The sequence below is a fragment of the Alteromonas sp. S167 genome (genome assembly GCF_036864375.1).
Taxonomy (GTDB): Bacteria; Pseudomonadota; Gammaproteobacteria; order Enterobacterales; family Alteromonadaceae; genus Alteromonas.
Map to the genome: position 1 here is coordinate 271937 of NZ_JAZETR010000003.1, position 19883 is coordinate 291819.

At 45.0% G+C, this 19883-nt stretch carries 17 protein-coding genes; 3 read left to right on the forward strand and 14 right to left on the reverse strand.

What is annotated here, in order from left to right:
* Positions 1 to 34 precede the first annotated feature (34 nt).
* From V7R35_RS07175 to V7R35_RS07200, 6 genes are read right to left on the reverse strand one after another with little or no spacing between them, the layout of a single operon-like run.
* Positions 35 to 622, reverse strand: coding sequence for a GNAT family N-acetyltransferase (locus tag V7R35_RS07175; RefSeq protein WP_334014049.1), 588 nt, complete (start codon positions 620 to 622; stop codon positions 35 to 37).
* A 4-nt stretch (positions 623 to 626) separates the two neighbouring features.
* The gene (locus tag V7R35_RS07180; RefSeq protein WP_334014050.1) at positions 627 to 1274 is read right to left on the reverse strand and encodes an SCO family protein; all 648 of its coding nucleotides are present in this window, start codon (positions 1272 to 1274) and stop codon (positions 627 to 629) included.
* Positions 1271 to 2188: a heme o synthase gene (cyoE, locus tag V7R35_RS07185; RefSeq protein WP_334014051.1), complete on the reverse strand. Its 918-nt coding sequence runs from the start codon at positions 2186 to 2188 to the stop codon at positions 1271 to 1273. Before cyoE ends, V7R35_RS07180 begins: the two co-directional genes overlap by 4 nt.
* Complete coding sequence (locus V7R35_RS07190) at positions 2181 to 3335, reverse strand: COX15/CtaA family protein (protein WP_334014052.1); 1155 nt, start codon at positions 3333 to 3335, stop codon at positions 2181 to 2183. The genes cyoE and V7R35_RS07190 overlap by 8 nt, the downstream gene beginning before the upstream one ends.
* A 5-nt stretch (positions 3336 to 3340) precedes the next feature.
* Positions 3341 to 3898, reverse strand: coding sequence for a hypothetical protein (locus V7R35_RS07195; protein WP_334014053.1), 558 nt, complete (start codon positions 3896 to 3898; stop codon positions 3341 to 3343).
* Positions 3891 to 4595 carry an SURF1 family protein gene (locus V7R35_RS07200; RefSeq protein WP_334014054.1) on the reverse strand — a complete coding sequence of 235 codons (705 nt, stop codon included), beginning with the start codon at positions 4593 to 4595 and terminating at the stop codon, positions 3891 to 3893. The genes V7R35_RS07195 and V7R35_RS07200 overlap by 8 nt, the downstream gene beginning before the upstream one ends.
* A 45-nt stretch (positions 4596 to 4640) precedes the next feature.
* Between V7R35_RS07200 and V7R35_RS07205 the strand changes: the two genes are divergently transcribed.
* Complete coding sequence (locus V7R35_RS07205) at positions 4641 to 4850, forward strand: DUF2909 domain-containing protein (RefSeq protein WP_334014166.1); 210 nt, start codon at positions 4641 to 4643, stop codon at positions 4848 to 4850.
* A gap of 19 nt (positions 4851 to 4869) precedes the next feature.
* On the opposite strand, the gene V7R35_RS07210 is transcribed toward V7R35_RS07205, so the two are convergent.
* The 6 genes from V7R35_RS07210 to V7R35_RS07235 all read right to left on the reverse strand — a co-directional run bounded on the left by V7R35_RS07210 (position 4870) and on the right by V7R35_RS07235 (position 12814).
* Entirely contained in the window at positions 4870 to 5748 is an 879-nt protein-coding gene (locus V7R35_RS07210; protein WP_334014055.1) for a cytochrome c oxidase subunit 3, read from the reverse strand.
* A gap of 25 nt (positions 5749 to 5773) precedes the next feature.
* Positions 5774 to 6361: a cytochrome c oxidase assembly protein gene (locus tag V7R35_RS07215; protein ID WP_334014056.1), complete on the reverse strand. Its 588-nt coding sequence runs from the start codon at positions 6359 to 6361 to the stop codon at positions 5774 to 5776.
* Between the two features lie 63 nt (positions 6362 to 6424).
* Complete coding sequence (gene ctaD / locus V7R35_RS07220; protein WP_334014057.1) at positions 6425 to 8038, reverse strand: cytochrome c oxidase subunit I; 1614 nt, start codon at positions 8036 to 8038, stop codon at positions 6425 to 6427.
* A 9-nt stretch (positions 8039 to 8047) separates the two neighbouring features.
* Positions 8048 to 9211, reverse strand: coding sequence for a cytochrome c oxidase subunit II (gene coxB / locus V7R35_RS07225; RefSeq protein ID WP_334014058.1), 1164 nt, complete (start codon positions 9209 to 9211; stop codon positions 8048 to 8050).
* Positions 9212 to 9793: 582 nt separating this feature from the next.
* Positions 9794 to 10417, reverse strand: a complete 624-nt coding sequence (gene lexA / locus V7R35_RS07230; protein ID WP_334014059.1) for a transcriptional repressor LexA — start codon at positions 10415 to 10417, stop codon at positions 9794 to 9796.
* A gap of 93 nt (positions 10418 to 10510) precedes the next feature.
* Positions 10511 to 12814, reverse strand: coding sequence for a sensor domain-containing diguanylate cyclase (locus tag V7R35_RS07235; RefSeq protein WP_334014060.1), 2304 nt, complete (start codon positions 12812 to 12814; stop codon positions 10511 to 10513).
* Positions 12815 to 13056: 242 nt separating this feature from the next.
* Here V7R35_RS07235 and V7R35_RS07240 point away from each other — a divergent pair, with 242 nt between their 5' ends.
* Both V7R35_RS07240 and plsB read left to right on the forward strand, forming a co-directional pair.
* On the forward strand, positions 13057 to 13551 hold the full coding sequence (locus tag V7R35_RS07240) for a GNAT family N-acetyltransferase (RefSeq protein ID WP_334014061.1): 495 nt from the start codon (positions 13057 to 13059) through the stop codon (positions 13549 to 13551).
* A gap of 180 nt (positions 13552 to 13731) precedes the next feature.
* On the forward strand, positions 13732 to 16185 hold the full coding sequence (gene plsB, locus V7R35_RS07245) for a glycerol-3-phosphate 1-O-acyltransferase PlsB (RefSeq protein WP_334014062.1): 2454 nt from the start codon (positions 13732 to 13734) through the stop codon (positions 16183 to 16185).
* Between the two features lie 172 nt (positions 16186 to 16357).
* Here plsB and ilvA read toward each other — a convergent pair whose 3' ends face one another.
* On the reverse strand, positions 16358 to 17905 hold the full coding sequence (gene ilvA / locus V7R35_RS07250; RefSeq protein ID WP_334014167.1) for a threonine ammonia-lyase, biosynthetic: 1548 nt from the start codon (positions 17903 to 17905) through the stop codon (positions 16358 to 16360).
* On the reverse strand, positions 17905 to 19755 hold the full coding sequence (ilvD, locus tag V7R35_RS07255) for a dihydroxy-acid dehydratase (RefSeq protein ID WP_334014063.1): 1851 nt from the start codon (positions 19753 to 19755) through the stop codon (positions 17905 to 17907). Before ilvD ends, ilvA begins: the two co-directional genes overlap by 1 nt.
* Positions 19756 to 19883 lie beyond the last annotated feature (128 nt).

Sequence of the window (19883 nt, forward strand, 5' to 3'; positions counted from 1 at the left end):
ACACTAATAGCGATGTATATAAGAAAACGTTTACCTATACGTCGCGTTCGAAGCGAATAAAGCCTTTGTTAATTGATGCCTCAGTAAAGTTTTGGCTTTGATAAAAGCGAATGCCCTGAATGTTAGTGACTTCTACATCTAACACCAGCTTACGCTTCTTAAGTTGCTCTGCGCGCATTTTCATAAGGTCAACCAAGGCAGAGCCAATACCTCTTCGCTTTCCTGCTTCAGCTACAGATAGATGCCCAATCATAAGCTCGCTTGTGGTTGGAGGTGTAAGGTTCACCGCTACAGTTTGATTGCGCATAAGCACGTTCATCGCTTCATCAAGCGTAAAGTACGACGTAATGCTATCAAGGGTGGCGCGGTCGAATGCAGCACCTAGCTTACTGTGCCACGCTGTGACAACACCTAAAATAGTGCTGTCGGCTTCTGCTACCCAGTGGTTTTTAAAACCGTATTGCCCCCCGCCATGTTCCCATGCGTGAGTTAAGTACCCTAGTGCCGTTTTGTCTTTATTGTGTCCAAATACTGATGTTAATAATGATTCTGCGGCACTTAAAATTAGCGGCGCAGTTTGCGCGGCATCAGATGCCTCGCCTTGTCTAATTTTGATATCCATTTTACTACTTTGAGATTACCACCGGCATATCTGCCAGTATTTGCTGAGAATCACTTATCGATAACCTTCCTGGCTGTCTTGTAGGTTTAAATCGGCCTAATACCCTTGCCTGTGGGTCGATAAGTACCACTGACGCACTATGATCAACTAGGTAGTTTGGGTTATCGGTACTTTCAGCAATGGCGTACATCATGCCAAGGTTACGAACGAATGGAAAAAGAGATTTATGCTCTCCAGTAACCGCCACAAACTCTTTATTAAAATAGCTGACATACTCAGAAAGTCTATTTATTGAGTCTCGTTTAGGATCAACTGATACAAAAACAACGCGTATAGGATAGACACTCTCTAAAGCCTGAAGTTCAGGATAAATTGTGTTCAGCTCTGCCATGGTGGTTGGGCATATATCTGGACAAAAGGTATAGCCAACAAACACTAAGCTCCATTGCCCTTCGAGCGATGTTAAATTGAATGGGTTACCCCTGTGATCGGTAAGGGAAAACTCGGAGATTGCGCGCGGTTCTGGGTATGCTTGGAAATACTCAGGCTGAGCGTTCGAAGAAGAATTAGGAGGCGCTATATATAACGCCCCAACCACACCAGCCACAAGGGCTAGCGCAGCAACAATGCCAACAAATGTTCGTTGATTCATAAACTTATGGGTATGTAATGATCCAATAACAATACTACAAACAATACCATGAGATGAATAATTGAAAACCTAAAAGTTTTCATTGCCGTTTGTTCGTCGGCAGCATACTTCAGCTTAACTGCGTAATAAAGGAAGCCAGCGTTCAATACACTTGAACCAATTAGGTAGATAAGATCACTCATTCCCGTCAGGTAAGGCATCAAACATACTATTCCTAACAACACCGTATATAGCAATACCGACGTTTTGGTGAAACCTACACCGTGCGTAACGGGAAGCATGGGCACTTTTGCTTTTGCGTAGTCTTTTTCACGATGAATGGCTAACGCCCAAAAGTGTGGTGGGGTCCAGGTAAAAATAATCAATACAAGAAGCAATGCATGGGCGTGCATTTCACCGGTTACCGCGGTCCAACCAAGCAGCGGCGGTGCGGCGCCTGCAAGTCCGCCGATAACGATGTTCTGCGGCGTTGCTCGTTTTAGGTACATAGTATAAATAAACGCATAGCCCACCAGGCTTGCAAGCGTTAGCCACGCGGTTAGCATATTTACGAACGCGGCTAATACTACAAAACCAATCACGCCAAGAGCAGCTGCAAACCACAGCGCACTCGTAACACTTACCTTTCCTTTAGCAACCGGGCGATTAAACGTACGTGCCATCATGCTATCTATGCGATGATCTACCACATGATTTATTACCGCTGCTGATGCCGATAGCATCCCGATACCTGCAAGGCCGCATATAAGTGTTACTGCACTTACCCATGTGGGCGTAGCCAAACACATTCCCACAAGTGCGGTAAGCAATAACAACATAACCACATTGGGCTTTGTCATTTCATAATAGTCGCGCCACGAAACACTTTGATGATGACGAGCGGTTCTAGCGGTGATAGACACTGATTTAGCCATGGAAACCTCCTGGCGCCTTTGTAAGGGCATGAGTAGAAAAAGAAGAATGCGCAGCAGACAATGGTGCGCCCTGGTGTGATGACACGTCGTTTTGTGTCGATGCAAACGTAAACTGGTTACTGTGTTTGCTTAGCGGAACGACCAGTGTGAAAACAAGATAAAGCAGCGATAGCAGCAGTACCGCGGCCACGGCGTTATGCATAACAGCAACACCAAGTGGCAGCATAAATACAATATTGCTAACACCTAATGCCACCTGCACAGATAAAGCACCCAACATAAACGTGGCTATACGCTTTTGCAGATTTGTAGTGCCACTGGCGCGCAGCACACTCAAACCCAGGGCAAGCAAGTATGCAAAAGTAACCAACGCGCCCGCACGGTGGACAATATGCATAGTTACGCGCTCACCATAATCATGGGCGCCAAACTCGTAATTCTCTGCATCGGGCACACTAAACGCGCCGGCAAAGTCTAATCGCGACTGCCATCCCGCTTCACATATTGGCATCTCGGTACAAGCAAGGGCAGCGTAATTCGCAGAAGTCCAACCGCCTAACGCTATTTGCACAACCAGCACGCCAACACCAACTAGCGCAAAACCCTTAAGCCTGCTTTGTCCATTTTGCTTCTGAGCCAATGCTTCGCTACTAACTTCAACATTTTGCTGTAATTGCACATCGTGCTGCTTTAGCCGCAAGTACAAAATAAACAAACAAGACAGTACCGTGAAACCGCCTAACAAATGTCCCATCACCACAACGGGCAACAAGTTGAGCGTTACCGTCCACATGCCTAGAGCGGCCTGAAAGGTAATAAGCCCTAATAAAAATAGCGGTAATTTAACCGGTGTACCTTTACCTCGATTTCGCACTGCAATAACAGCAATCGCCAGTACGCAAAGCCCCAGCGTGCCTGCAAAGTAGCGGTGCACCATTTCATTCCATGCTTTAAACGCTTCAACAGGTCTTTCAGGGTAAGCAGCATTGGCTTGTGCTACTTTCTCTTCACTTAGCGGAACGGTTAAGTTGCCATAGCAACCTGGCCAGTCTGGGCAGCCCAGACCGGCGTCAGTTAAACGTGTATACGCACCTAAAATAATGACGACGGCAGCTAAAAATAAGCTAAACAGCGTTAATTTCTTCATACTAATCATCCTATGCGCGATAGCTTTAATAGCTTTCTCATGTCGGCCAACATATTGCGGCTTTCCATTACTGCATCTTGTCGTTCTAGCTTTATTTGATAAAACAACATGGCATTATTCTGGGTGTCCACGATATACACGCTATTAGTAGCTAATTGACTAGGCGTAGAAATTTCCATTGTGGCAACGTTGGGGTACTGAGTTAACGCAGCAAGCGCTTTAGGGTCGCTGTTGTCGGTAGTAAGTACTAAGGCTTCTGCTCTGTCAGACTCTTTTCCTAGCGCCAGCCACACCTGATTTATGCTAAACAACGCGTTTTCACAGACTGCATCGCAGTTTTCAGGCATAACGTAAAGCATTCGCCATTTCGGTGCTGCATCTTGCAACACTGAAGTCATATCAATGGTAGGTGATAGTAATTGCCCTTTATTAGTGGCAGCTTTAGTAAACCAGTCGTTCTCTAGTGCTAGCTTTGCTAACACTACAGGAATAACAAACACCGCTATCATAAGTAGCAAAGTGCGTTTTGAAGCCGCGTTTTTAGTTGATGCAGTATCACTCATAACTACGTCCTTTTTTACTAATGGCAAAGCCGCCTATAGCTGCAGCGGCAACGGCTAATCCAAACCATTGCACGGCGTAGCCAAGGTGCTTTTCTGGAGACATCACTACAGGGCGAAAGTCGCGCACAAACGCAACATCGTCTGTTGTGAGTTGAATAACATAAGGTAATAAGTCGCGATTCAGGCGCTGACTGAGATCTGCAAAGTCAATTTGCTGAACCAGCGCGGGGAAAACCCATGACTGTGTATTGGTTTCTGTTATCAAGGGGTTAATACCCGGCACCGACACAATGCCTCTGAAAGAAAGAAGACCTTTATCGATTTTTATTGTCGGCAGCGTGCGCTGCATATCAGGTGCAGATACCCAACCGTAATTCACTAATACCCAGCCAGCATTCGTTCTGACCGGCACGATTACATCGTAGCCAACACGTTTATCTTGGATTTGGTTATCTAGAAAAACCAGATGTGTAGTATCAGGCTCGCCGTCGAAGGTAACGGTAATGTCACGTGGGTCATCGTTCGTTAACGCGGTTAATAAACTCACACTTCCATTGCTTTGCTTTTGCGCTATGCTAGCTAAACGATGCTGCTTTTGGATCATACGTTCTAGCTGCCAAAAGCCAAGCCCGCACATTGCTGCCACACTAATTGCAGTGAGTAACCAAGGAAGCAGCTTGCGAGTGCGTTGTGCCATAGTTAACGCACCCTACAAAAACCAATAAGAAAAACAGAGGTCTTTATAATGATAAAAATAATCCTAGTTGCCTTAGTGATATACATGATCGTTAACTTGTTTTTGGCTATGCGAGTAATGATGAAAAACGACCCTAAAAATGGCCCAATGAGCAAATACATTGGTCGTCGCGTTCTCACATCTGCCGTTATTGTTATAATTATTCTTGTTGCAATAGGTACAGGGCTAATAACGCCGAACCCCAGACCTTACTAGGGCTCGACGCGAACAGGGCTTAAAGCACGTAAACGAAGATGTAGAGCATTACCCAAACCACATCTACAAAGTGCCAGTACCAACTACCCGCTTGAAATGCAAAATGGTTATCTGGCGTAAAGTGCCCTTTTAACACGCGGAAAAACAACACAATGAGTATGATGGTTCCCAGCGTTACGTGCATGCCATGGAACCCAGTAAGCATAAAGAACGTGTTGCCGTATATACCCGACTGAAGCGTTAAACCAAGTTCGCGGTACGCATGAATGTACTCTTCTACTTGCAAAAATAAGAAGCCACAGCCAAGCAATATAGTAAGCCCAAGCATCCAAGTAAGCTGCTTGCGTTTATTTTCTTCCAAACCCGAATGCGCAAAGTGCAGCGTTACTGAAGAGACGAGCAGAATAACCGTGTTGATAGTGGGTAGCCCTGCCGCACTCATTTCTTTAGTTTGAATACCGCCAGGTGTAGACACTAAAGGCCACATTGCTTCAAAGCTTGGCCACAGCACTTCATTGGTCATAGCATTATTTGATGCGCCGCCAAGCCATGGCACGGCGATAAAGCGCGCATAATAAAGTGCGCCAAAAAACGCCGCGAAAAACATCACTTCAGAAAAGATAAACCAGCTCATACCTTGACGGTAAGAGCGGCCTAGCTGGTCGCTATAAAGCCCTGACATCGACTCATCGATTTGATTTTTAAACCAGCCTACTAACATCACCAATAGCACAATGATGCCGGCGGTTAAGATATGACCTCCGTAGCCAGACTCACCTTTAGTGGCTTCTACTACAAAATTTCCAGCACCTACGGCAATAAGAAAGAGCGCTACCGCTCCTACAATTGGCCATGGGCTTTGCGCGGGTACATAATATTTTTGGTATTCTTGCTGCATTATTATCTCCTTACCCCTACGTTGATTATTTGCCGCTTTCAGCGCCGCTAACCATAAAGGGATTCGGTTTTGTCGTTAGGTCACTTGCTCTCGCGGTGACGTCATATAGTGTGTACTGCAATGTAAAATACGTAATTTCTTTAGGAAGCTGTGGGTCAACATAAAACTGCATAGGCATGTAGGCCTCACTTCCAGCGTCTAGGGGCTGCTGGTTAAAACAAAAGCATTCAGTTTTATTGAGGTACAACGCGGCTGTACCTGGAGAAACAGAAGGAATAGCCTGCGCTACAATATTGCTTGAGGCAGGATTTCGAACATAAAACGATACCGTATTCAGTTCGCCTGGATGTACTTTTACTCGCTGTGTTTCAGCGCGAAACTCCCACGGCATGCCCGTATTGGTGCGCGTGATAAATTCCACTGTTATTTCACGAGACTCATCAATCTCTACAGATTGATAAACTGCTGCACTGTTTTCTGTTTTTCCATTAATTCCTGTTACATCACAAAACACGTCATAAAGCGGCACAAGGGCGAACCCAAAACCAAACATGCCAATAACAATGGCAACAAGCTTTAGTACCATTTTGTTGTTTGCATTTGCTTGCGACATAACACAGTCTCCAAACTAAGCCTTGCTCAAGCGCGATTAAATTCGCGCTTGAGCTAGCATGAGTTACTTCACAACAGGTGGCGTATCGAAGGTGTGATAAGGAGCAGGAGAGGGGATTTCCCACTCTAGACCTTCTGCACCATCCCATACTTGTGCCGATACTGGTTCGCCCTGTTTTCGGCACGCTTTAATAAGAAGCGCCAAGAAAATCAGCTGCGACAAACCAAACGCAAAACCACCCAAGCTTATCCACTTGTTAAAGTCGGCGAACTGAAGGGCATAGTCGGGAATACGACGAGGCATGCCTGCTAAACCTACAAAGTGCATAGGGAAGAACAACACGTTCACTGACACGAGCGAACACCAGAAGTGCCATTTAGCTAATGTCGTGTCGTACATTTTGCCTGTCCATTTAGGCAACCAGTAATACACGGCAGCCATAATGGAGAATACGGCGCCTGTCACCAGTACGTAGTGGAAGTGCGCTACTACAAAGTATGTGTCGTGATATTGGAAATCTACCGGTGTAATGGCCAGCATAAGGCCCGATAAACCGCCAATGGTAAACAGCACAATAAAGGCAATAGCAAACATCATAGGCATTTCGAATGTAAGCGAGCCACGCCACATCGTTGCCACCCAGTTAAACACTTTTACACCGGTAGGTACTGATATCAGCATGGTGGCAAACATAAAGAACATTTCCATGTATACCGGCATACCCGTGGTAAACATGTGGTGTGCCCAAACAACAAACGACAGCAATGCAATAGATGCCGTTGCGTAAACCATTGAGGCATAGCCAAACAACTTTTTACGCGAGAATGTAGGGACAATTTGTGAAATGATGCCAAAAGCCGGCAAAATCATTATGTATACTTCAGGGTGCCCGAAGAACCAGAAAATGTGCTGGAACATAACGGGGTCACCGCCGCCCGCAGCATCAAAGAAACTTGTTCCAAAGAACTTATCGGTAAGCACCATGGTAACAGCGCCTGCTAATACCGGCATTACCGCGATAAGTAGGAAGGCAGTGATTAACCATGTCCATACAAACAGCGGCATTTTCATCCATGTCATGCCCGGCGCGCGCATGTTGAAGATGGTAACAATAACGTTTATCGCACCCATGATGGATGAGATACCCATGATGTGCACCGAGAACACAAACAGTGCGGTTGAATCGCCACTGTAGGTTGTTGAAAGCGGCGCATAGAATGTCCAGCCAAACGCAGGACCACCACCTTCCATAAACAGTGAACTAAGCAATATTAAAAATGCCCCAGGTAATATCCAAAAGCTCCAGTTGTTCATGCGCGGCAAGGCCATATCTGGCGCACCAATCATCATAGGCACTAACCAGTTTGCTAAGCCAGTAAACGCTGGCATAACCGCACCAAACACCATGATTAAACCGTGTACCGTAGTCATTTGGTTAAAGAAGTTTGGCTCGACAATTTGTAGGCCAGGCTGGAATAACTCGGCGCGAATAACCATGGCCATGGCACCGCCCACTAAGAACATAATAAAGGCGAACCATAAGTACAGCGTGCCTATGTCTTTATGGTTTGTGGTAAATAACCAGCGGGTAATACCTTTTGGAATATGATCATGATGATCATGTTCGTCGTGATGCACAGATGAATCTGGCGAAATAACGTCAGTTGCTTTACTCATAACTCGCTCCTAGTTACCCATTGCCACGTCGTTGACATCTTTCGCCTGCACCATGTCACCCGTGTTGTTACCCCACGCATTGCGCTCATAAGTCACAACCGCTGCAATCTCTTTAAGGCTTAGCATTTTGTTAAAGGCCTGCATTGCGGTTCCTGACTTTCCATGAAGCACAATTTCAATATGACCTTTTTGATCTTCAAGGGCCATTTTGCTGCCTTTAAGCGCTGGAAATACACCTGGTAGCCCTTCGCCGTTTGGCATATGGCACGCTGCACATGTTGTGTTGTACACCCGTTCGCCTTCCTTCATTAACTCATCCATCGACATGTTCATCGACAGTAGGCGCTGCTCTTCCTCTTTTGCTTGGCGAACAATGTCTTCTTGTTCTCCCATCCAAGCTTCGAAAGCGGCGGGCTCTTTGGCGATAACAACAACGGGCATATAGCCGTGATCTTTACCGCAAAGTTCAGCGCACTGACCTCGGTAAATACCTGGCTCATTCACCTTGGCCCATGCCTCGTTAATAAAACCTGGGTTAGCGTCTTTTTTCACTGCGAAATCGGGTACCCACCACGAATGGATAACGTCGTCAGACGTGATAAGAAATCGTACTTTTTTACCGGTAGGAATAACTAAGGGGCGATCGACTTCAAGCAGATAGTTATCTGTCTTTTCAAACTTATTTTCTATCTGCTCGCGCTGGGTGGCCAGTAAAGAATAGTATTCAACGTCACTGTCCATGTACTTGTAATGCCACTTCCATTGCGAACCTGTTACCAATACCGTCATGTCCGCTTCAGACACGTCTTCCATGGCAATCAGTGTATTGGCCGCTGGCACCGCCATGAAGATAAGGATAAGGAAAGGCACAACTGTCCATGCAATTTCCACTTTTACGTTCTCATGGAAATTAGCGGGCTTAGCGCCGCGGGATTTTCTGTGAAGATACATAGACGCGAACATCACGCCAAACACCACCACAGCAATACCAACGCAAATGAAGAACATCAGCATATGCAAATCGTACACTTGCCCGCTAATGTCAGTTGCTCCTCGCCGTAGGTTCAATGAAGAGACTTCTTCAGCAGCCTGTTGCGCAGAAAGAAAATGAGAAAATAACAAAAAGGGTAATGCCGCAGCCCCTTTTGCGATGACGTTCGTTAGTTGTTTCACTCAGCACCTCCGTAATGGTAGAACCATTAACGCCAAATGTTCTTGCGCGCTGTCCCTACCAGATGGTTTGCGAACGGTTGACCCACAACTGCAACTTGTAAAACAAATTTAGAGTCATTGTTATTATTTTGTTAATTCCTGACTAATAATTGCGCGATTATTCACTGCCGTCTAGTCTTTTCTATTAAATTTTTAATGAAGTGTTTAAAATTTAATCATTGGTTTCAGCTAGCTATACCGTCCAATAGCAGAAATAAACACAAATGCTGCAAACAAATAACCTTGATTCAAACAACCATTTTGAACATAAGATAATTTTTCACTCTAAATAAAAGCGTTTAAATACAACAATTTAAAACATTGTGGATAGGGAATTAAAACGGCGAGACTTATTATAAAACGCTAAAAAGTGAAATTTTTGTTTCAATGTCGCGGCGGAAAAGAGGGCGTATTAAATTTTTTAACTCAGTTGATCCGTTTGGTCAAAAAACAACCTTGCTTCACAATAGTGCAATCATTAACAAAAGTTTAGGTATAAAAAAAGCGGCTAATAGGCCGCTTTTGGTTGAGTTGGATAAAACTCTACATCCAGTCTGCATTTCTAATTACACCTACAGCAATACCTTCGATAGCAAAAGGCTGTGAGGCTAAGTCCACTTTAATTGGAGAAAACTCTTCGTTTTCGGCATGTAGCAGTACTTCTCTGCCACGTTTTTCAAGGCGTTTAACCGTTACGTCTTCATCAACACGAGCTACCACGACTTGGCCATTGTGAACGTCCGTAGTGCGATGCACTGCGAGTAAGTCACCATCTAAAATACCAATATCTTTCATACTCATGCCGTTAACACGAAGCAAGAAGTCAGCCTGTGGCTGAAACAGTGCAGGATCGACTTTGTAATGCGACTCTACATGCTCTTGCGCAAGAATAGGCTCACCAGCGGCCACTCGGCCAATGAGTGGCAAACCATCTTCTTCTACAGAATCTTCAAGCGGAATATTGAGTTTGATACCTCTAGAGGTGCCCGGCAAAATGTCAATAACACCTTTTCTAGCAAGTGCTTTCAAATGCTCTTCGGCAGCATTAGCAGAACGAAAACCAAGCTGACGGGCAATTTCCGCACGCGTTGGAGGCATTCCCGTTTCTTGCATAGTGGTTTTGATAAGTTCTAAAACTTCGGTTTGTCGAGCTGTTAATGGGCGCATAAAAGACCTGTCTGTTCATACAGTTCCTGTAATTATATACACCTAATACGAAATAACAAGAACTAAGTAACGCTCTCTAAAAAAGCCGTTTTCTTAAACGGCTTTTTTGGTGAATGGTGCCCACTCAATTCTGTCTCGCCCATTAGCTTTAGCGTCATACAAGGCTTGGTCAGCTAAAGACAGCAGCGCACTAAAATCCATATTAAAACCGTCGTCAACAAAGGTTACGCCCATGCTTACCGTTAGTTGCAGTGTGTCTTTTTTATAAGACATTTTTGTAGCGGCTATACGCTTTCGCAATGAGTCTAAACGCTTCTTCGCTTCACGCTCACATTCACCACGAATTACCATGGCAAACTCCTCTCCGCCGAGACGTGCAACAATGTCTCCATCGTTAATTGCATCGCTGATGATATCGGCGGTTTGCTTAAGCGCACAGTCTCCAGCGTCGTGGCCATAGGTATCGTTTACATTTTTAAAGTGGTCGATATCGATGAGTACAACAAAAATACTGCAATGATCTTTCGCCATGTCCTCACATTGCTCAATAAACGCGCGCCGGTTGAATAGCCCCGTAAGCGGGTCTGTCATGGCTAACTTACGCAGTTTTTCCTCTGCTTCGGCCCGAGCTTGCTCTAGGTCTACGGCATAAAACAGCCCTGCAAGAGCGTCTAATAAAGGTTGAAAAAACTCCGCATCCTCGTTGGTGTATGGTGAGAATTTATTCGCAAGTCCAATAATACCCACTACTCTGTCTTTCACTTTTATGGGTAAACCAAGGAACCGACTAATTCTGGGGTGACCTTGTGGCGTTCCTTTAGAAGCAGGATGTGCTCCAGCGGTATTACTAATAACGACCTCGCCCGACGTAATGGCTTGTCCAAATAAGTTGTCAAACGACGAAAAATATAAATTACGCTTTCTATATTCAGCATATTGGGTGAAGCTTTTACTGTCCCATACAATTTCAGAAATTGCATGTATAAAGAGTTTGGGCTGCGTTTCTACGTCTCGCATCTGGCCAATAAAGGCTATTTGGCTGTCTGATATGTCAATTAACTCTGATAAGACCGACTGGCATGCCGCTGTAAGGTCGTTACTTTGTAAATAAGAGGCACGGGTTTTATTTATAAACTGCAGTAACTGGGTTTTCTTTCTCTCGTGAAGGTCATTCTCCATTCGATGAGTTATATCACGGTGAATACCCGCAACACGCACAGGGTTGCCGCCCTCGTCTACTTCAACAATCTTGCCGTAGGTTTCAACCCACACCCACTTCCCACTGCTATGCTTCATTCTAAACGTGGTGTTAAATACTTTTGCTTCACCGCTCAAATGCTCATTTAATTTTCTTTCTACATTAATAAAATCGGCAGGATGAATAAGCTGCTTAAAAAAACGAGAGCTTGTATCGTAGTACTCGTATTCTAAACCAACAATATCGCACCACCGTTTGTTCACTTGGTTGACATCTGCCTGTAAGTTCCAGTCCCACGTACCCAACTCAGATGCTTCAAGAAGCAAGCGCATGCGTGAGTTGGTTTTATTCAATTTATCTTCAACAAACTTCTGATCGCTGGTATCAAACAAAAATGCCTGTACCGACAGCAGCGTTCCATCTTCACGAAAACTTGCTGTTGAGATCATGCTTACCCAGATGGTGCGAGTAGGTGAAATAATTTGCAAACGACAGGTATGCGTTTCTACGCCCTCAAGATGTGCCTGCATAGTAAACGTAAAATCCTGCTCTGCCGCGTTAGATAAAATATCGTTTAGTTGAACAGCGCCGCTTAACAGGTCTTGCGGTGCCACGCCCAACACGTATTCGCAATTTTGCGATATATGTATCAAGTTAAGTGAGGTATCAAACCGCCATGTAGCAAGTACGATGGGCGATTTATCAATAAGGCCGTGCTCTCGCTTTAGAATCTCATGTTCATTGGATAACGTAATGTGCTGACTTACAAGCGTTGCTATGCGCTCTAGCGCCTTGACGTGTTTTACGTCTATTTCTCGAGGTTTTGTATCGATAAGGCACAGCGCACCAACGGCCTCACCATTTACAACAAGCGGTGTACCTGCATAAAAACAAATATTGGGAGCGCCGGTAACGAGCGGGCTATCTTTAAATCTCGGGTCTTGTGTGGCGTCGCTAACTACAAGCTGGTCTCGCGTTTTAACAACGATGCTGCAAAGCGTGTCTTCACGGCAAACACTGGTAGTATCAAGTCCATAACTGGCTTTAAATTTTTCCTCATATTCGCCCATAATGCCTATCAGTGCGATAGGTACTCTAAACGCTTCAGCCAAAACCATCATTAAATCGTCTAGGTCTAACGGCAAATCTTGATCTAGCATAAATTCATCGATGACTTTAAGCCGAGACTTCTCATTCATTGCTTGTTCTCACACTGCGTTAATATCATACAAAAGTAGTAAACAAGCAGAGATTTCGCAATTTTCACCCCCCTTTTCTATAGGCCTTTTCTTATTTATTTAAGAGTGTGAACTTTATGTAATAATTAGGCGCCTAGCCTAAATCGCCCATTGATAAATGCCAATTCGTAATTGTTTTGTGATAAGCGTATGGCACTGATAATATTTTTACCTATATCCACACCCATAAAGGTTTAATTTTCATGCTAACTTTTGCGCCTTTTTCATTAGAGCTTGCTCCTTATTTTGATTCAATCAATCGAGAATGGATAAATGATATGTTCAAGCTAGAAGCCATTGATGAGCGTGTCATATCAAACCCTCAGCGTGAAATTATCGAAAAAGGCGGTCATATTTGGTTTGCACTGCACCCTGAGTTGGGTGTGGTAGGAACTTGCGCACTGATGAAAAAAGATGAAGGCACGTTTGAACTTACCAAAATGGGGGTAGTCTCAACGGCACGAGGGTTGAAAGTGGGTGAAGCGTTACTTCAACATGTCGTTAAGGAAGCTGAAGACATTGCTACAAAGCTATTGTTTTTGCTTACTAATAGCAGTTGTGAAGCAGCCATCCATTTGTATGAAAAAAACGGCTTTACGCATTGTACAGAAATAATGAAAACCTACGGTAAAGCCTATGAGCGCTGCAATGTAGCAATGCGCTATGCTGCTGATTGGAACATCCCCCATGCGTTATAACGTAGTTATTCGGCTTAAAAAAGCGTTCGTATAACGCCCTACATGAAACGTCTTGTTCAAGGCTATTTGTAGCCATAACTTAACAGGTGTGACAATTCAGGTATCACAGTGCGAATAGCGAGATATATCGCCAACTGTGATACACTTCGCCAGATTTTATTTCATAGGATTACATAATTCATGTCGTGGATGCGAAAAGCCCTTCTGTCGGTATTTCATTATCCTGTTAAGTTGCTGGTTAAAGCGCATAGCATTCCAGTAAACGTTGAAACCGAATTAGGAATAGATAAGAACAAACCTATTGTTTATCTGCTTCCAACAAACTCAGTGACCGATCAATTGGCGCTAAAAATGTCGACAGAGGCGCTGGGCTTACCTAGCCCCACTGAAACTCTTGCGCTTGCCGGAAGAGAGTATTCTTCTACGCTGTTTTTAAGAAAAACGCAGCCGATTTTCCGCTCATCGGCAAAGGATACCGATATTGAAGAAGTATTTACCGAACTTTTTCATTTGCACAGAGATCATGAAAACCTTGACCTTCAAGTCGTGCCCGTTTTCGTAACGTGGGGACGAGCGCCAGGTAAAGGCAACCCAGGTTTAAGCGATCTTATTGCTGATAGAGCCGCACCAAGCTGGCTAAGAAAATTGTTTATCGTATTGTTCTTAGGCCGAGACAACTTTATTAATTACTCTAAAGCAGTGTCTGCCCGCGTAATGTCGAATCAGCACGGTAGCGATCAAAGCATTGCACACAAGCTAGTACGTGTAGCAAGCACTCACTTTCAACGTAAACGCCAAAGCATGACTGGCCCAATGTTACTTGAGCGCCAAGAACTGAATAACAGTGTATTGGGTTCAGATGCCGTTCGCCGTGCGATAGCAGAAGAATCTCGCAGTAAAAAGATAAGCCACGAAAAAGCAAAAGAAACAGCACAGTCTTACGTAACCGAAATTGCTGCCGACTATCGCGAAGGCTTAATACGCTTTGGTGACAGGCTGCTTACCCGTATTTGGAATAAAATCTATAACGGTATCAGCGTAGGCCATGCCGATAGAATTCGTGAGCTTGCTGCTAATGGACATGAAATTATTTATGTACCGTGCCACCGAAGCCACATGGACTACCTATTGCTTACCTACGTGATATATCACGAAGGTATGGTAACACCTCACATTGCTGCAGGTATTAACCTTAACTTTTGGCCGGTAGGCAAAATGTTCCGCCGTGGTGGTGCGTTTTTCCTTCGTCGCAGTTTTGCTGGCAACAAGCTTTACACAGCGGTGTTTAGAGAATATCTAGAGCTGCTTTTCAACAAAGGTTATTCAGTAAAGTATTATCCAGAAGGGGGTAGAAGCCGTACCGGAAGACTTATCCCGCCTAAAACAGGTATGCTGGCTATGACTATTCAAGCCATGCTAAAAGGTGTTAATCGCCCCGTGAGCATTGTGCCTGTGTATATTGGCTATGAAAATGTGATGGAAGTGAAGAGCTACTTAAACGAGCTTAAAGGCTCGAAGAAAAAGAAAGAGTCTAACCTTCAGGTATTTTCTGCCATTAAGAAGTTAAAAAACTATGGCCATGGTTACGTGAACTTTGGCGAGCCCATTCAACTTAACCAATTCCTAGAAAGCCAAGTGCCAGATTGGCGCGAATGTCGAGACGCCGATCCAGACAAGAAACCGGCTTGGCTTACACCTGCGGTTAACGAGCTAGCCAATAATGTGATGACGCGTATAAACCGTGCTGCAGCGCTTAACGGAATGGCACTTACTTCGCTTTGCCTGTTGTCTTCAAAAACACAAACCATGAGTGAAGCAGAACTAAAACAGGCGTTAGGTGATTTCATAGAACTGTTTAAAGCAGTGCCCTTTAGTGACGACGCCACTATTCCCGATTCGACGGCAGAAGAACTACTGCACGATACCTTGAAGCTAGGTCGTTTTGATGTAAAAGAGGACGACTATGGCCGACTAATAGGCCCGCAGCCAAAATCAGCGGTATACCTAACTTACTACCGCAATAATATTTTGCATCTGTTTGCGCTACCTGGGCTTATTATGGCGTCGGTATTTGCAAGAAAAGGGACTGGCCGTAGCGCAATTTTGCAATTAATCGCCGCACTTTATCCATTGTTGCAAAAAGAGCTGTTTTTGCACTTAACGCAAGATGAAGCACTAGCGCATACCGACTCGCTTATTAACGCATTGCTAAGCAACGGTCTACTTCGTCAAGAAGGTGATGAGTTGCTGCCACCTGATGCACACTGTAAGCAGTTCCATTCAGCATGGTTGCTAAGTCGCTGCATGCAAGAAACATTACAGCGCTACGCTGTGGTGCTTACTATTTTAGATAAAGAAAAAGTGATTAGTCGAAGTGCACTAGAACGTGAAAGCAAAAAAGTGGCAGAACGCTTGTCGACATTGTATGGATTAAGCTCGCCAGAATTCTATGATAAAAACGTGCTTTCAAGCTTTATCAGTGCTCTGAAAGATAATCACTGGCTAGATACTGAAAAAGACGGCAGCCTTAGATACTCAGAAGAATGCGAAGCGCTTCGCCAAGATGTGATGGCCTTGATTTGGCCTGAGATGATGCAACATCTTGAAAATGTAGCGCTACACGCAGAGAGTTAATGCTTTAAACCGTATTTTGTAGCTTTCAAAGCCCAAACGCTTGTAGCAACACCGTTTGGGCTTTTTTATTTTGGTGACGTAAGAAGGCAGCTTTGCACCGCTTCACAGTAAGCATGCGCTTAATGTGAAACGGCGAAAAGCAAAAACTGTAAGCGGTGCTTAATTGGTTAAATCATTCTGGTTGAGATAAGAAGAAACGATAAGCCGGGTTGTCGGTCACTTCTTCTACTTTATATCCTAGTTCGGCAACGTGCTGATTGAAGTCAGCTCGGCTTTCTGGGGCAATATCAAAGCCAGCCAAGACAAGACCTTCAGCGGCACCGTGATTGCGATAGTGAAACAGCGTAATGTTCCATTGCTCACCAAGTGTATTGAGGAAGTTCAATAGTGCTCCTGGTCGCTCTGGAAATTCAAAGCTAAACACTTGTTCGTTTAACGACGTAGGAAGCCTACCTCCCACCATATGGCGCACATGCAGCTTCGCTAGTTCGTTATCCGTAAGGTTAAAGCAATCATAGCCTTTACTTTCAAGCGAGCTTTGCAATGCTAAAAATTCTTGCTGTCCACCTTTAAGTTTTACGCCAACAAAGATATGCGCTTCGGTGCTACTTGCGTAACGATAGTTAAACTCGGTAATTGCTTTTGCACCTACGCATTCACAGAACTGTTTGAATGCCCCCTTTGTCTCAGGGATCTTCACTGCAAAAACGGCTTCTTTTTGCTCACCAAGCTCACAGCGTTCCGACACATAACGAAGCGTGTGGAAGTTTATATTGGCTCCACACAAGATGCCGCCAAGTTTCTTTCCTTGCAGAACATGCTGCTTAGCATATTTGCGAATAGCAGCAACAGAAAGCGCCCCAGCGGGCTCCGCAATAACCCGCGTGTCATCGAATATATCTTTAATGGCACCGCAAATTTCGTCGTTGGTAACTGTAATAGTTTCATCTATCAGTCGATTACATAGTCTAAAGGTTTCTTGCCCCATTACCTTAACGGCAACGCCGTCGGCAAAAATACCTACGCTTTCAAGCTCTGTCGGCGCACCTTTTTCGCGCGCTTTAATAAAGCACGCTGACTCTTCAGATTCTACCGCAACTATTTTAATGCTTGGTTTTAACTGTTTTAGATACACAGCGATGCCAGCGGCAAGGCCGCCGCCACCAACGGCAACAAACAATATATCAAGGTTAGGATTTTGCTCTAATAATTCTCGAGCAACGGTGCCTTGCCCAGCAATAACATCGGGGTCGTCGAAGGGTGGAACAAAGGTGTAGCCATGTGTTTCACATAGCGTCTTTGCATGATTACTTGCTTGGTCGAAGCTGGTGCCGTACAGCACCACATTGACATTGTCGCCACCAAAGCGACGCACCGCATCAACCTTAATGTCAGGTGTCGTTTCAGGCATAACTATAGTAGCCTGAATACCTCTCATCTTGGCACTGTAAGCAAGACCCTGAGCGTGATTTCCTGCAGATGCGCCAATAACACCGGCTTTTAATTGCACTTGTGTTAACGAGCATATACGGTTGTATGCGCCCCGTAATTTGAAGCTCTTAACTGGCTGCTGGTCTTCTCGCTTTAAGTAAACCTCGTTACCAAGTTCTGCCGACAGTAACGACATGTAAGACAGCTCACTGGCCACCGCCACATCGTATACTGGGGCTAGTAAGATCTTTTTAAGATAATCGTGGTCGCTAACGTGCTCACTTACCATCATAAATTTTCCAGTTTACTCACATCGCGCACAGCGCCTTTATCGGCACTGGTAGCCAATGCTGCGAAGGTCTTCAGTGATGTAGAAACCTCACGAACGCGGTTTTTAGGGCGCCATGGTTTGTCGCTAGCTTCCATTTTGGCGCGACGCGCGGCAAGCTCTTCATCGCTTATTACGATGTTAATACTGCGATTTGGAATATCGATTGCTATTTTATCGCCATCTTCTACAAGGCCAATACCACCGCCGCTAGCTGCTTCTGGCGAGCAGTGCCCAATAGATAAGCCCGATGTACCACCACTAAAACGACCGTCGGTTACAAGGGCGCACGACTTACCAAGCCCTTTCGATTTTAAGTATGACGTAGGGTATAGCATCTCTTGCATACCCGGCCCTCCACGAGGACCTTCATAGCGAATAAATACCACATCGCCAGCTTGCACTTCGTTACCTAGAATTCCGGCAACAGCGTCGTCCTGACTTTCGTAAATACGGGCCGTACCATTGAATTTTAAAATCGACTCGTCAACACCGGCTGTTTTAACAATACAGCCATCTTCAGCAAGATTACCGTATAGCACTGCCAATCCGCCTTCTTGACTGTATGCATGTTCTACCGTGCGAATACAGCCGTTTTCACGGTCATCATCGGCTTCGTCCCAACGACAGTCCTGACTGAACGCTTGAGTGGTACGAATACCTGCAGGACCTGCGCGGTAAAAGGTAATAGCGTCTTTGTTCTCAGGGTTAGTAATATCCCAATCGCTAATAACGTCGGTAAGCGGTTTGCCCAACACATGATTCACGTCAGTATTTAGCAAACCGGCTTTGTTAAGCTCGTTCAAAATACCCAACACGCCACCTGCTCGGTGAACATCTTCCATATGGTATTTGGGTGTAGATGGCGCCACTTTGCACAAGTGCGGCACTTTTCTAGAAAGACGATCGATATCATCCATTGTGAAAGGCACTTCGCCTTCCATCGCAGCGGCTAACAAATGCAAAATAGTGTTAGTAGACCCGCCCATGGCGATATCTAAGCTCATTGCATTCTCAAACGCTTTGAAGTTAGCAATATTACGCGGCAACACACTTTCATCATCGTCGCCGTAGTAGCGTTTACACAGCTCTACAATTTGCGCACCTGCCTTTTTAAACAATCCCTCACGGTCGGCATGGGTAGCTAGCATTGAGCCATTGCCGGGTAACGATAATCCCAATGCTTCGGTTAAGCAGTTCATCGAGTTTGCCGTAAACATGCCAGAGCATGAGCCACAAGTTGGGCAGGCAGAGCGTTCAATTTCGTCGCTGTCGGCATCACTCACTTTATCGTCGGCAGCCGCTACCATGGCATCTACCAAATCAAGCTTAATAAGCTGATCTGAAAGCTTGGTTTTACCTGCTTCCATTGGCCCACCTGAAACAAAAATAACGGGTACATTTAAGCGCATAGACGCCATTAACATCCCCGGCGTTATTTTGTCGCAGTTAGAAATACATACGATGGCGTCGGCACAGTGGGCATTCACCATATATTCCACAGCATCAGCTATGATTTCTCGAGAAGGTAGGCTGTACAGCATGCCGCTGTGCCCCATAGCAATGCCATCGTCCACTGCAATGGTGTTAAACTCTTTTGCAACACCGCCCGCGGCTTCAACGCTTCGCGCCACTAGTTGTCCGAGATCTTTAAGGTGAACGTGCCCCGGTACGAACTGCGTAAATGAGTTCGCAATAGCAATAATCGGCTTTCCAAAGTCAGTGTCTTTCATTCCAGTTGCTCGCCACAACGCGCGAGCTCCCGCCATATTTCTACCTTGCGTGGTAGTTGCAGAACGTAACTTGGGCATAAATCCTTCCCGTTTTAATTGGCGCTTTTAGCGCTATTTTGAAACTAAATGTTTATTTGCACTACCTTGCATAACCGAGTGAAAAAATAAACGCTTAACATTGAGAGCGTTTTATTTTGGTATAGCAA